This window comes from Actinomyces dentalis DSM 19115 (genome assembly GCF_000429225.1).
Taxonomy (GTDB): Bacteria; Actinomycetota; Actinomycetes; order Actinomycetales; family Actinomycetaceae; genus Actinomyces; species Actinomyces dentalis.
In genome coordinates, this window is record NZ_AUBL01000016.1 from 1 (window position 1) to 13650 (window position 13650).

Annotated in this window: 13 protein-coding genes; 3 read left to right on the top strand and 10 right to left on the bottom strand. The window is 74.8% G+C overall.

The genetic code is table 11. The features are described 5' to 3' along the window. Positions 1-532: 532 nt before the first annotated feature. From G446_RS0105225 to coaD, 5 genes are all read right to left on the bottom strand, one after another. Positions 533-1648, bottom strand: coding sequence for a DNA-formamidopyrimidine glycosylase family protein (locus G446_RS0105225; protein ID WP_026409357.1), 1116 nt, complete (start codon positions 1646-1648; stop codon positions 533-535). Positions 1649-1675: 27 nt separating this feature from the next. Next, positions 1676-2596, bottom strand: a complete 921-nt coding sequence (rnc, locus tag G446_RS16095; RefSeq protein WP_084779010.1) for a ribonuclease III — start codon at positions 2594-2596, stop codon at positions 1676-1678. Next, complete coding sequence (locus tag G446_RS16100; protein WP_084779011.1) at positions 2596-3246, bottom strand: YceD family protein; 651 nt, start codon at positions 3244-3246, stop codon at positions 2596-2598. The genes rnc and G446_RS16100 overlap by 1 nt, the downstream gene beginning before the upstream one ends. A gap of 99 nt (positions 3247-3345) precedes the next feature. Further along, the gene (locus G446_RS0105240) at positions 3346-3906 is read right to left on the bottom strand and encodes an ATP synthase subunit B family protein (protein WP_026409358.1); all 561 of its coding nucleotides are present in this window, start codon (positions 3904-3906) and stop codon (positions 3346-3348) included. Positions 3907-3937: 31 nt separating this feature from the next. Further along, positions 3938-4450: a pantetheine-phosphate adenylyltransferase gene (coaD, locus tag G446_RS0105245; RefSeq protein ID WP_026409359.1), complete on the bottom strand. Its 513-nt coding sequence runs from the start codon at positions 4448-4450 to the stop codon at positions 3938-3940. Between the two features lie 546 nt (positions 4451-4996). On the opposite strand from coaD, the gene G446_RS0105250 reads away from it, so the two are divergent. Both G446_RS0105250 and rsmD read left to right on the top strand, forming a co-directional pair. Continuing rightward, positions 4997-5332: a hypothetical protein gene (locus G446_RS0105250; RefSeq protein WP_156916527.1), complete on the top strand. Its 336-nt coding sequence runs from the start codon at positions 4997-4999 to the stop codon at positions 5330-5332. Between the two features lie 42 nt (positions 5333-5374). Then, positions 5375-6016 carry a 16S rRNA (guanine(966)-N(2))-methyltransferase RsmD gene (gene rsmD / locus G446_RS16105; protein WP_051285672.1) on the top strand — a complete coding sequence of 214 codons (642 nt, stop codon included), beginning with the start codon at positions 5375-5377 and terminating at the stop codon, positions 6014-6016. A gap of 61 nt (positions 6017-6077) precedes the next feature. Here the strand turns inward: rsmD and G446_RS0105260 are convergent, their stop codons facing one another. The 3 genes from G446_RS0105260 to G446_RS0105270 form a co-directional block, all read right to left on the bottom strand. Beyond that, positions 6078-6917: an SAM hydrolase/SAM-dependent halogenase family protein gene (locus tag G446_RS0105260; protein WP_026409361.1), complete on the bottom strand. Its 840-nt coding sequence runs from the start codon at positions 6915-6917 to the stop codon at positions 6078-6080. 157 nt (positions 6918-7074) lie between these two features. Then, positions 7075-9309 carry an ATP-dependent DNA helicase RecG gene (locus tag G446_RS0105265; RefSeq protein WP_026409362.1) on the bottom strand — a complete coding sequence of 745 codons (2235 nt, stop codon included), beginning with the start codon at positions 9307-9309 and terminating at the stop codon, positions 7075-7077. A gap of 83 nt (positions 9310-9392) precedes the next feature. Then, complete coding sequence (locus G446_RS0105270; protein WP_245574593.1) at positions 9393-11330, bottom strand: DAK2 domain-containing protein; 1938 nt, start codon at positions 11328-11330, stop codon at positions 9393-9395. 438 nt (positions 11331-11768) lie between these two features. Between G446_RS0105270 and rpmB the strand changes: the two genes are divergently transcribed. Next, on the top strand, positions 11769-11960 hold the full coding sequence (gene rpmB / locus G446_RS0105275) for a 50S ribosomal protein L28 (RefSeq protein WP_026409364.1): 192 nt from the start codon (positions 11769-11771) through the stop codon (positions 11958-11960). A gap of 196 nt (positions 11961-12156) precedes the next feature. On the opposite strand, the gene G446_RS0105280 is transcribed toward rpmB, so the two are convergent. Next, positions 12157-12444, bottom strand: coding sequence for a hypothetical protein (locus G446_RS0105280; protein WP_026409365.1), 288 nt, complete (start codon positions 12442-12444; stop codon positions 12157-12159). 102 nt (positions 12445-12546) lie between these two features. Continuing rightward, a complete protein-coding gene (locus G446_RS0105285; RefSeq protein ID WP_026409366.1) occupies positions 12547-12894 on the bottom strand; it encodes a hypothetical protein in 348 nt (115 codons plus the stop codon). Between the last annotated feature and the right edge of the window lie 756 nt (positions 12895-13650).

Consider the following 13650-nt stretch of genomic DNA (forward strand, 5'->3'; position numbering starts at 1 on the left):
CACCGACCACCGCGCCCCACCACGCGCGGCGAACCACCGCACCCCCATGCCACAATCAACCCCGCAGCACCGGCAACGACGCCGCCCAACCCCACCCAACCAGACGATGAAAGATCGAGGTTAATGCGGGACCCAAAAAGGTGGCCGCCGCATATCTTTCACCCCCCATCCCAGGCGCACCCCGTCCCGAAGTGGCGCAATGACGCCATTCCCCGTGAGCGCAAGAGCCGCCGCGCACCCGAAAGTTATGCGCCAGCCACCTTTTCGCCTCCTCGGGCCACCCGCCACCGGCCGGTCCGCGCCCGCGGGGCCCCAAGTGGCGAGCAGGGCGGCCAGATTCACCGCGCCCCGGCAGGTCCGCGCCCGCGGGGCCCCAAGGACGACGTCGGGCTGTTCACTACGCCTTTTTCCCTCTGCTACGCTCCTCCGCCCTCCACTACGCTTCTTCTTCCCGTACAGTGAAGGGTCAAGGGGCGTAGCAGAGGGAAAGAGACGTAGCAGACGACCTCGGACCGGAACCGGCGGCGATCGGTCACGGGCGCGAGCGGGGACGGGTCTGGCAGCGCGGGCAGAAGGCGTGGCTGCGCCCGCCGATCACCTCCGAGCGCAGCGGCGTCCCGCAGCGCCGGCAGGGCAGGCCCGCGCGCCCGTACACGGCGAGCCGGCGGGCGAAGAAGCCGGCCGCCCCCTCGACGTCGACGTAGAGGGCGTCGAAGCTCGTCCCGCCGACTTCGAGGGCGCGGCGCATCACCCCCGCGGTCTCGCGCAGGATCCGGGCGGTCACGCGCGGGCCGAGCTCCTCGCCGCGCCGCAGCCCGTGGACGCGGGCGGCCCACAGGCCCTCGTCGGCGTAGATGTTGCCGATCCCCGAGACGATCCCCTGATCGAGCAGCAGGGTCTTGACGGCCCGGCGGGAGGAGCGCATGCGGCCGATGACGCCGGCCTCGTCCAGATGGGGGTCGAGCAGATCCCGGGCGATGTGGGTGGCGCCGGCGGGCAGGAGGGGCGCGTCGTCGCCCCGGCCCCCGGGGGCGCCGTCGGCCGTGGGCACGAGGGGCGCCAGGTGCAGGCCGCCCAGCATGCGCTGATCGACCAGGTCGAGGGCGGCGACCGGCCCGTCCGCGCCGGTCGCAGGGTCGCCCGGGCGGGGGCCCAGGTGCAGGCGCACTCGCAGGTGCCGGGGGCGCAGCGACAGGTCCCGCACCAGGGTCGGGGCGCGCGTGGCCGTCAGGTCCGGGGGCTGTGCGCCGTCGGGCGCCGGGAGATCGGCATTCGGGGAGCCCTCGCCATCGCCCCGGGCGCCGGCGCCGGGCGGGGCGGCGCCAGCCGGGTCAATGCCGGACGGGTCAGCGCCGGGCAGACCAGTGACAGCGCCGGCCGGGGCGGCGGTGCGCACGAGCAGCTGGCCGCTCATGCCCAGGTGCGCGACCAGCGCCGCGCCGTCGTCGAGCGGCAGCCACAGGAACTTGCCGCGCCGCACCGCCGCCATGAGCACCCGGCCCTCCAGGCCCCGGACGAAGGCCCCGGGTCCCCCGGCCTGCCGGCGCAGCGGCCGGGCGTCGAAGACCTCCACCCGCTCGACGCGCCGCCCCAGGACGTGACGGGCCAGTCCGGCCCGCACCGCCTCGACCTCCGGCAGCTCAGGCACGGCGCACCCCCGCGGGCCGCGACCGGCTCACGGCCGCGGATCCGGGTCGGCGCCGGATCGGTCCGAGGCGGCGTGGAGGACGTTACCGGCGCCGGGGCGACCCGGACCGGTGCGCGGGCCGGCGCCGGGGTCGGGCAGGCCCGGGTCGGCGCCGGGGGCGCCGGGCAGGCCCAGGTCGGCGCGCAGGGCCTCGTTGACGCCGGGCAGGTCGAGTCCGCCGTCGCCGTGGCGCGCCAGGAGCTCCGCGTAGGCGGCCTCGGCGGCGTCGTGCTCGGCCGTCTTCTTCGACGAGCCGGTCCCCCGGCCCAGGGCCCGCCCGTCGACCAGCGCCGTGGCCGTGAAGACCCGCCTGTGGTCCGGGCCCTCGCCGACGACCTCGTAGGAGGGGCTGCCCAGGTGGTGGGCGGCGGTCAGCTCCTGCAGGCTCGTCTTCCAGTCCAGCCCCGCGCCGCGCGTGGGCGCGGCGGACAGGAAGCGGGAGACCAGGCGGGTGACGACCTCGCGGGTCGGCTCCAGCCCGTGGGTGAGGTAGGCAGCCCCGATGAGCGCCTCGACCGTGTCCGCCAGGATCGAGTCCTTCCGCCTGCCGCCGGACAGGGCCTCGCCCTTGCCGAGCTTGATGAACTCCCCCACCCCCAGGTCGCGGGCGACGGCGGCCAGCGCGGGCTCGGAGACGGTGGCCGCCCGCATCTTGGCGAGCTGGCCCTCGGGGGCGTCGGGGTGGGTGCGGTAGAGGTTCTCCGTCACCACGATGGACAGGACCGAGTCCCCCAGGAACTCCAGGCGCTCGTTGGTGGGCAGGCCGCCGTTCTCATGGGCCCAGGAGCGGTGGGTCAGGGCCAGGTCCAGCAGCGCCGGGTCGATCTGCGCCCCCCACCGGAAGACGAGGGACTCGACGTCCGCGCGCGCGGGGGGCGGCGTGCGCCGGGACTTGCGGGACCCCGGCATCAGGCCCGCACCTCCCCGTCGCCGACGGCGCCCCCGCCGTCACCGGCACCGTCATTCCCGCCGCTCCCATCACCGCCGACGGCGCCGCCCGGGGCCCCGTCCCCGCCCCCGGCATCGCCGTCGAACAGCCCCGCCAGCGCGGACCAGCGCGGGTCGACCACCTCGTGGGCGTGGCCCTCGGGCAGGTCCTCCATCCTCTCGCCGCAGCCGGGGCACAGCCCCGGGCAGTCGGGGCGGCACAAGGGCCGCTGGGGCAGGCCCAGGATCAGGGCGTCGCGCAGGGCGGGCTCGAGGTCGAGGTCGGTCTCGCCCACGAGGAAGAGGTCCGCGGCCTCCTCGTCCCCCTCCTCGAGCCGGGCGGCCGCCGCCCCGGGCAGGAGGTAGAGCTCGTCGAAGTCCACCGTGCGCTCCTCGTCCAGGTCGCGCAGGCAGCGCACGCACTCGCCGTGCACGCGCACCCGCGCGCCGGCGCGCACGAGGACCCCGTTGTCCATGGAGATCAGGGTGGCGTCGAGAAGGATCGGCGAGCCCTCCGGCACGCCGATGACCGGCGTGCCCAGGCCCGCGGGGGCGGGCGCCCGGCGGTGCACGGTCTTCGCGGCGCCGCTGGAGCGGGGCAGGTCCACGATATCGACGACGAGTCCGGTCACATCTTCCTCCTGGTCCGGGGCCGCCGCCGGGGCGGGGCCTTCGCGGGGTGAATCTACCGGCGTCGGGCGCCCGAGCGGGAGCCGGGGGCGGCCGGGGGGTCAGCGCGAGGCGGTCGGGTCCACCGACCACCCGGCGAAGCGGCGCGAGGACTCCTGGGAGCGCTCGCGCCCCTCGCCGTTCTGGGCGCCGCCGAGCCTGCCCGCGAGCACCTCGCGCCCCGCCCTGACCTGCTCGGCGAGCCGGCTGATCTCCGCCTCCAGGAAGGCCAGGGACCGGTCGGAGTACTCGTCGGCGCCCCGGCGCAGCGCCCCGGCGCGCTCCTCGGCGGTGCTGACGATCGCGTCGGCGCGGTCATTGGCCATGCGCACCACGTTCTCGCTGGCGGCCAGGCGCTCGGCCTCCTCCTGGGCGCGCAGGACGATCCTCTCGGCCTCCGCCTTCCCCTGGGCGAGGACCGCGTCGGCGTCGGCCACGATCTGCTCGGCGCGGCGCACCGCCCTCGGGACGGACTCGCGGGCCTTCTCAATGAGCTCGAGGGCGTCCTGGCGGTGGACGATCGCGGAGGCGCTCATGGGCATGGAGCGCGCCGAGGCGATGAGGGTGTCGAGCTCATCGAGGATGCGCAGGAGGTCCTCTCCCGCGTCACGGCTGGTCGTCACGGTCTCATCCTTCCAGATGGCGTTGAGGTGGTCAGGGTCGCCCGGCCGGCGGGCGGGCCGCGGCGGGGGCGAGCTCGCGCTCGAGGGCCGCCAGCACGGCGGCGGGCACGAGCCCGGACACGTCGCCGCCGTGCCCGGCCACGTCCTTGACCAGGGAGGAGGAGACGCGGGCGTGGGCGCCGGCCGCGGCCAGGAAGACCGTCTCCGGCCCGCCCAGGTCGCGGTTGAGCAGCGCCATGGGGACCTCGGCGTCCAGATCCGTGCCGCCGCGCAGACCCTTGACGATCGCCCCCGCCCCGCGCTCGCGGCAGTAGTCGGCCAGGAGCCCGGGGACGACGTCGACCTCCACCCCGCTCAGATGGGCCAGGGAGGCGCGGGCCAGCTCCAGGCGCTCGTCGAGGCCGAACAGGTGGCGGCCGCGCTTGGCGGCGTTGTGGGCGACGCCGACGACGACCCGGTCGAAGACGGTGCGGGCGCGGGTGACGACGTCGACGTGCCCGAGGGTGATCGGGTCGAAGGTTCCGGGGTACACGGCGAGCGTCATGGCAGCACGCTAGCGGGCGGGCCGCGCGGAGGCGGGACGCGCGCCGAGGACCGGCCCGCTCCGCCCGTGTGACGACGCCGACCCCGCCGCCCCCGGCCCGCAACACGGCTCCCCGTTTTGCTTGCATCCTGGGCGCGCCCCTCCTTACAGTGGGCTCATCCATCGCAACCCGACATATTGACCGACCGGTCCCGGCGCCGCGCGCCGGAGCCCGGTCGACACGGAGTAGACATGGCTCAGTCCAGGATCCAGGCAGCTTCCTCGACGTCCCCCGCCGCGACCGGCGACTTCTGCCGCACGACCTCGTATCGCCGTTGTCAGTGATGTTGACGACCGCGCGCGCCCCGACCCTGGCCGGGCTGCGCCCTCGCGGTCGTGCAGTCGCACTCCATGCCGTCCCGGTCCGCACCGCCGTCGCGCACCGGGACGCGCCCGTCAGCGCCCCCTCGTCTTCGCGCGACCCTCTTCCACGGCATTCCTGACTCGCGCCCTCGTATTCTCGCACATTTCCACAAAGTCTTCGAATCAGCTTTTCCGGAGTATCTCATGACCTCTCAACGTCTTCAATTCTTTCGCCGTCGACGCGCCGACCAGGTGAACTCCCCCTCGCTGCGCACCGCCCGCCGCGTCGCCCAGACGATCGCCATCCTGACCTCCGTGAGCCTGGCGCTGCTGACCGCCTGCATCTGCGTGGAGCAATCCACGGCCTGGGGGGCGCCGGGACCGCAGGGGGCCCTGGCCGCGGGTCCGGCCACCCTCCCCGACGACGTGGAGGTATTCATCGAGCCCGCCCACCGCGGCGCGGGGCGCACCGTGGCGCAGGACTTCGTCGAGCGCGGCGCGGGGAGCGAGCGGGTCGAGTTCTGGTCCGTGCAGAGCTGACGGGCCGACGACGGGGCGCGGGTCCGGCGTAGGGTCTGGGCCATGACGAGGATCGTGGCCGGGTCGGTCGGGGGACGCCGGATCGAGGTGCCCCGCCGCGGCACGCGCCCGACCTCCGAGCGCGTCCGGGAGTCCCTCTTCGGCAGGCTCGAGCACTACGGGGCACTCGACGGCACCCGCGTGCTCGACCTGTGCGCGGGCTCGGGGGCGCTGGGTCTGGAGGCGGCCAGCCGCGGCGCCGGCGAGGTGGTGCTGGTGGACTCCTCGCGCACCGCCGTCGCGGTGTGCCGGGCCAATATCCGCGCCCTGGGCCTGCGCGGCGTGCGGGCGGCCTGCGCGAAGGCGACGAGCTTCCTGGCCGGGCCCGCCTTCGCCCCGATGGACCTGGTGCTCATCGACCCGCCCTACGACCTCGACGAGGCGGGCGTCGCCGCCATGCTCGCGCCCCTGGTCCGGCGCCGGGATCCGTGGCTGGCGCCGGGCGCCGTCGTCGTCCTGGAGCGCTCGGCCCGCTCCCCCGAACCGGTCTGGCCCGCGGGGCTGAGACGATTCGGCGAGAAGAGGTACGGCGAGACGCGCGTGTGGTTCGCCGAGCCCGGCGGGACCGGCGCGCCCGATGGGGCCGACGTGCTTGCCGAGCCCGACGCGCCCGCCGAGCCCGGCGGGACCGGCGCGCCCGGGTGAACCGGCGCGCCCGGGTGAACCGGCCGCCCCGCCGTCGGCGCGCCCGGGGCGGGGCGGCGCCCTACAGCTTGCCGAGACTGATCTTCCACGCGATCCCGGTGCCGATGTGGTACAGTTCCGAGAACGAGTCCTGGTTGACGGCGACGCCGATGTTGAGCAGGGAGTTGACGTACACCAGCGGCTCCCCGACTGAGACGCCGGCGAAGGTGCGCGTGAACGGCATCTGGTTCTGGTACCGGAGCTTGCCGTTCTCGCGGATGGAGACCCGGACGAAGTCGCCCGAGTCCACCCCCAGCGCCCTGAAGGAGTCGGCCGGGATATTGGTCCACAGCGACCCGAAGCGGATGTCCAGGATATCGATGGTCCCGGTGATCTCCCCGTCGCCGACGACGACCTCGCCCAGGGGCAGTCGCACGAGCTCGGCCGGGGGCAGGGGCCCGCCGAGCTGCTCGAAGGAGATCCGCCCGCCGGCCAGGCGCGCCCCGGCGTAGGCGTAGATGTCGCGGCCGTGGAAGGTGTGGCTCTCCCGGCTGCCGGCCAGGGCGTGGGCGTCCTCGTCGATCTCGCGCGCCTGACGGATCCCGATGTAGCGGGCGAGGTGGGTGAGCGTGCCGTTGTCCGGGGTGATGACGATGTGCCCGCCGTCGGTCCGCACGGCGACGCTGCGGCGGTCCGAGCCCACGCCCGGATCCACGACGGAGACGAAGACCGTGCCGGCGGGCCAGTGGCTCGTCGTCTGGTAGAGCCGGTAGGAGGCCGCGAAGATGTCGAAGGGCGGGATCTCGTGGGTCAGGTCGTGGATCGACAGCGTCTCGTCCACGCTGAGGGCGACCCCGTACATGGCCGCGACGGCGCCGTCGACCAGCCCGAAATCCGTTTGCAGCACCAGCTTCGCACTCACCGGGGCGGGCTCCTTCGCAGATCGACGCGCGGCGGGATCTTAGCAGAGCCATCGGCCCCGCCGCGGACGGCCGTGGCCCGCGGGCGCCGTCCCGCCGGCGCGCGGCCGGGGCGGCGGGCGGCCGGGCGCTCGCCGCCCGTGCGCGGCGGCGCCCCGCTCAGGCCCGGTCCAGGAAGGCCTCGGACTCGGCGTCGAGGCGGTCCGCGATGGCTGCCGCCAGCGCCCGGTGGTCCCTCAGCTCCGGGTCGACGGCGATGACGGCCTCCGCCTCGACGCGCGCCTGGGCGATGACGTCCCCGTCGCGGGTGACCTTGAGCAGGTCCAGGTCGCTGGCCCGGCCCGACTGGGCGGCGCCGAGCACATTGCCCTCGCTGCGCAGGGCCAGGTCCGCCTCGGCCAGGGCGAAGCCGTCGCCGATCCGGGCGAAGGCCCGCAGCCGGTGGTAGGCCGGGGAGCCGACCTCGGCGCCCGTGACCGCGATGCACACCGATTCGCGCCCCCCGCGCCCCACGCGCCCGCGCAGCTGGTGGAGCTGGGACAGGCCGAAGCGGTCGGCGTCGAGGATGACCATGAGGCTGGCCTCGGGCACGTCCACCCCGACCTCGACGACGGTGGTCGCCACGAGCACGGGGGCGCGCCCGGAGGCGAAGTCCTCCATGGCGGCGTCCTTGTCCGCCTGGCTCATGCGGCCGGTCAGGGTCCCGATGCGCACGCCCTCCAGCGCGGGCTCGGCCCCCAGGCGCTCGGCCCACTCGGCCACGGCGGCCGGGGGCCGGGCCGGGGCGTCGGCGAGCCCGTCCAGGAGGTCGTCGTCGGTCCCGACGACGTCCTCATCGGCGGGCCCCGACCCGGGCTCCCCGGTGGCGTCGATGCGGGGGCACACGACGTAGACGCGCCCTCCCGCGGCGACCTCCCGGGCGGCGCGCCGCCAGATGCCGGCCACCCACGTCTCGCGCTCCCAGGGCACCAGGTGCGTGGTCACCGGGCGGCGCCCGGCGGGCAGCTCGTCCAGGACGGTCATCTCCAGGTCGCCAAAGATGGTCATGGCGACCGTGCGCGGGATGGGGGTGGCGGTCATGACCAGCAGGTGGGGGGTCAGCCGTCTGCCGGTGGCGGGGTCGACGGCGAGCGCGCGCTCGCGCAGGGCGTCGCGCTGGGCCACGCCGAAGCGGTGCTGCTCGTCGACGACGACGAGCCCCAGGAGGGGCATCTGGACGGTCTCGGACAGCAGGGCGTGCGTGCCCACGACGATGACCGGCTCCCCGGCGGCGAGCTCGGCGAGGATCCGGCGGCGGGCGGAGGCGGGCGTGGAGCCGGTCAGCAGGTGGACGCGGGTGGCGCGCTCGGCCCCGCCGAGCATGCCGGCGCCCGCCAGGGGGCCCAGAAGCGAGCCGAGCGAGGCGTGGTGCTGGGCGGCGAGGACCTCGGTGGGGGCGAGCAGGGCCGCCTGGCCGCCGCCCCCGACGACCTGCAGCATGGCGCGCAGGGCCACGAGCGTCTTGCCGGAGCCGACGTCGCCCTGGAGGAGGCGCTGCATGGGCACGGTCGAGTCGAGCGCGGCGGCGAGCTCGGAGCCGACCCGCTCCTGCCCGGCGGTCAGTGCGAAGGGCAGGGCGGCGTCGAGGTCGGAGCGCAGGGAGTCGGGCCCGGGCACGGGCCAGGCGACGGCGGTGCGGGTCGCCTCGTGCTCGGCGCGGCGCCGGGCCAGGGCCGCCTGGAGGACGAAGGCCTCCTCGTGGCGCAGGCGGCGGCGCGCGGCCCGCCACTGCCCGGCGTCCTCGGGCCGGTGGACCCAGCGGTAGGCGGTGAGGGCGTCGACGAGGCGGTGGGCGGCGCGCACCGCCTCGGGCAGGGGCTCGGGCACGTCGCCGGGGGCGAGGCGGTCCAGGACGGTGCGCACGATCCTGGCCACCTTCAGGCCGGGCAGGGACTCGGTGGCGGGGTAGATGGGGATGGGGCGGGCCAGGAAGGCCTCCCGCTCGGCCTCGTCCATGTCCTCGAGGATCTCCAGGCGCGGGGAGGCCAGCTGCTTGCGCCCGTGGTGGAGGCCGACCCGCCCGGACAGCAGCACGGTGGTGCCGGGGGCGAATTGCTCGGCGTAGTGATTCATGAGTCCCACGCCGCCGAAGAAGACCACCTCCATGTTGGCCGCGCCGTCGGTGACGATGGCCTCCATGAGGGCGGGCGGGCGGCCGGCGCGCGTGCGCCTGGCGAAGGCCCGCACCACCTGCACCTGCACGGTGGCCTGCTCGCCGTCGGCCAGCGCGCTCAGGTCGGTCAGATCGCCCCAGGTGTCGTAGCGTCGCGGCAGGAGGCGCAGCAGCCTGCCGACGGTGGTCACGCCCTGCTTGGCGAGCCGGTCGGCGGTGCGCTTGCCCACCAGCCGGGCCAGGGGGGCGTCGATGAGGGGGACCGAGCCCCGGCGGGCGCGGGCGGGGCCGGTGCGGGGCGCGTCGTCGGTCACTGCGGGCGGCCCTACTCCACGGCCAGCAGGACGTCGGGGCGGGCCTGCCCGCCGGCGTGGATGACGACCTCGACGGCGCCGGGGTCGCCGACGAGCGCCCCGGCCCGCTGGGTGGCGGCGGCGGCGAGGTCGCCGACGTCGGGCAGGGCGTCGCGGCCGAGGATGACGGTCAGGAGCTCGTCGTCGGGCCGCAGGAGGGAGGAGATGGCGTCGGCGACGGCGTCGGGCTCGGCGTCGGGGCCGCTCAGGGCCAGGGTGCGCATGTCCGCCCCGGCCCGCCCGGCCCGCAGGGCGAGCTCGGACAGGGACTCCCCGCCGGTCTGCCCGGCGACGGCGACGGCGGCCGCCAGGACGCGGGCCTCGTCGTCGGTGTCGCACACGAGGAGCTGGGTGCCCCGGGGGAACGGGTCCGAGGCGGTGCCCGAGGCCGTCGAGCGGGTGCTGTAGACCGCCGAGCGGGTGCCGGCGGGGCCCGAGATGATCGCGGGCAGGGCGCGCGCCGCCAGGTACCGGGCGGCCTCGTGGGCGCGGGCGGCCGAATCGGCGTCGCAGGGCAGGACGAGGACCCGGCTCAGGCCCAGGTCGCCGGCGGCGCGCACGATCCCCTCGCGCTCGGGGTCCAGGACGACGACGGCGCCGGTGCGGGCGAGCTGCTCGACGAGCCCGGGGGCGCGGGTGCACACGATGACGCCGATGCGGTCGGCCCCGGGATCCTCCCGGGAGGGGCGCCGGCCGGGGGAGGCGCCGGAGCGGAAGCGCTGCTGGGAGGGGTGCATGCGCATGGACTTGTCGCGCTCGGAGGCCACGCGGCGGCCCCGGCGGGCGGCGAGTCTCTCGAAGGAGACGACGTGCCCGACGCCTGCCTGGGAGTGGCTCGCGTAGGGCAGGGGCGGATCCCCCGCGTCCCAGGGGGCCGCCAGGGCCAGCGTCGTGGGGTGGAGGTGGTGGACGCACACCTGGCGGGCGCGCCCCCTGCGGGGCAGGGCGGCCCGGGGGGTGTCGGTGTGGACGTGGACCTGGTAGAGGCCCACGCCGAGGGCGTCGGGGGTGCCGACGACGCCCACGCAGTCGCCGATCTCCTCCAGCTGGCCGCGCAGCTCGGCGGCCTGGGGGGCGGTGGCCTCCAGCAGGTACATGACCTCGAACTCGCCCGTGGAGAAGTCGGGGGCGCCCGCGCCGTCGGCCTCGGCGGTGTGGGAGACGCCGCCGGCGGCCAGGTCGGTGAGCATCTGCCGGGCGACCTCGGTGTAGGCGGAGGGCGCGCCGTCGTCCTCCGGGGGCGCCAGGGCGTCGGACAGGGCGGTGAACAGCAGCATGAGGGCCGCTCCCCCGGCGTCGACGGGCCCGTGCCCCAGGCCCGCGGTCTCCACCACGGACTCCTGGGCCCCCAGGGCGGCGGCGGCGGCGAGGTCCGCGATCGTGGCCGGAGCGTCCAGCTCGCAGCCCGTCAGGGCCGAGCGGGCGGCGGCGGCCGCGTCGCGGGCGACGGTGAGCAGGGTCCCGGCCACGGGGCGGGAGACGGCGGCCCAGGTGCTGGAGGCGATCTGCTCGTAGACGCGGACCAGTTCGACGGGCTGCAAACCGGCCGGGTCGGGGGCCTCGGCGCTCACGTCCGCCAGCGCCGCCAGGGCCTGGGAGATCAGGAGCCCGGAGTTGCCGCGGGCGCCCCGCACGGCGCCGTCGGCCGTGGCGCGGGTGGCCTGGGCCACGTCGGCGCCCTCCGGCAGGAGCGCCAGGGCGTCGGCGGCCGAGCGCAGGGTGAGCAGCACGTTGGTGCCGGTGTCGGAGTCCGGAACGGGGAAGACGTTGAGGGAGTCGACGAGCTCGCGCGTCTCCTCCGCGGAGGTCACCGCCAGGGCGAACCAGTCGCGGACCGCCCCGGCGTCCAGCAGGCGAGTCCGCTGCTCGGTTCCTGCGCGCCGGGGGCCGGGTCCGTAGCCGTGGAGCACCTCGTCCTCCTGTTGTCGTGGGCCGGGCACCGGCGCTGATGGGGCCCGGCCGTGCCTCAAGGCTACCCGGCGCGCCGTGTTGCGGCAGCGCGAACGGGGACGGCCCGCCCGGCGCGGCCGTCCCGGGCCTCCGACCCCTTCCGGCGAGGGCGGCCGGTCGTGCCCGCACGCGGCAATCGTCCTCCCGGCCCCGCGCCCCTCCCGGCGAAGGGCCGCCCCGACCCGCCACCTGTCACTCCCGTCGGAGCCGCCCGCGCCCCTCCCGGCGGGGGCCGTCAGGAGGGACGCCGTGTGCCTGAGCCCACGCCCCGGGTGCTTGGGGCCGAGGGCCGCGGTCGGATACAGTGTCCGGGTTGCCCGTGGGACTTCTCCCGGGCGGTGGACCTCGCGTCGGGCGCTCGCCCTGACGTCCCGGCAAGAAGATTCAGGAGTGAAACCATGGCTGCTGTGTGCGACGTCTGCGGCAAGGGCCCCATCTTCGGCAAGAGCGTCTCGCACTCCCACGTGCGGACCAGCCGCCGGTGGAACCCGAACATCCAGCGCGTGCGCGCCCTCGTGAACGGCACCCCCAAGCGCCTCAACGTGTGCACGTCCTGCCTCAAGGCCGGCAAGGTGACGCGCAACATCTGAATATCTGAGCGCACCTCGCCGCCGAGCACGTGAAGGCCGCCACCCGGTGGGTGGCGGCCTTCGTCGCGCCCGGCGCATCACGCCCGGAGCGCGGGGCGGACGCGGTCGGGCCCCGCTGAGGGCGGATCACTCGGCGGCATCGGCGGCGGGAGAAGCGGGGGCGGTCGCGGTCGGACCCGCGGCGGCGGGCAGTGGCTCAGCCGTTGATCTCGCGGATGCGCGAGTTATCGGATCCGGCCGTCTTGCAGAACAGGGTCGCGGACATCTTCGCCGTCGAGATCGCGCCGTTCGAGGGATCGTCGTTCTTCTCCTTGAGAAGGAGCTTGATCGCCTCCGTCTTCTCGTCGTTCGACATCTTCAGGTACTCGGCGCAGGTCGTATCCCCGCCCTTGCTGGCCGCGCTCCCCAGGGAGCAGGCGCTCAGCATCGTGCTGCACGCGAGGACGACGGCAGTGGCGGCGACGGCGCATTTCTTGATACTCATGATGATCCTCCTGTCGGTCCTTTCAATTCTATCCGGTCCTCCCCTCGCCAGGCGCCTCATCCGGCCGCGGAGGAGTCGTACTCACCGGTCGAGGGGCCCGTATCACCACCAGAAGAAGAGCCATTTCCTCTCCCCGGGCACGAGCAGATAGACCCCGTATCCGCCGAGCACAACGGCCCCGAGCAGGATCTTGAAATCGAATCCGGTGATGGAGAGAAGATACAGGAGCAGGACGGCGACGAGCACGCTCACGACGCCGAACACCTTGACGAAGATCCACTGCAGACCACTGAGACCGGCCCCGATCCCCCTGCCGATGGTATCGGACACCCGAGCGACCTTCGCCCCGGTTCCGCCCTTCTCCTGCGCCTTCTCCTTCCACGTCTCATACAGCCAGGACACTCCGAAGAATGCGGCCACCAGCAGTATCCCCCCGAGCCAAGCCGGCATGATGTCCCTCCTTGGAACGAGTCCGGCGCCGCCCAAGACGGCGCACCCTCCGTGCGAATCCATTCTTGGAGGGGACCGCCCTCCCCGCAAGTCTCAGAATTGAGACAAAACCCGCCAACCATCCGACCCGCTCATTCCATTGGTTAGACCTATCGGCCGACCCGGTCGAATAATTTCAGTCGACCGGCCGATCGGGGGCGGAGCACGTGCGCGGACGGGGCCCGCATCGCGGGCCGCGGAGCCCTCGCGAGGCCCGGGGATCGACGCGAGGGCGGGGATCTTCGACGGGTCCGAACCGTCCTCTGAACGCATGGAGCGGGCGGTGCCCCTTTCTCCCATCAGAAGACCGGGGAGGCGACCCTCTTCGCAGTCGACGGGCACTGAAGCACCCGGATTGATGCGAAGCATGAAATATGAAGCGCCTTTCTCGCCGGGTCGCCGGAGATGCTCCGGGGCGGGATCTGCGCCGCGGTCAGCGAGGATCGCGACGCCGGCCACTTCCTCGCCGAGATGTGCATTTTGCACTCGAGAACAACGGTTGGAACTGCACTTTCGAGTGCGAAGTGCGCGTCTCGACGTCAGGGAGCGCCCGCCGCGGCCGCCGCCCGGCCCGCGGCGCCCCTCCGGGGGATCCTCGGCGGCGACCGCGGCGGCGCAAGTTGTCCAAATCTGTTGCAAAGGCCCCGATCGCGCCGGAGTGCACGGAGAGAATCGTTGATATTCCGCGCTTCTGCTCAACGCCGATCCCGCCGCGAG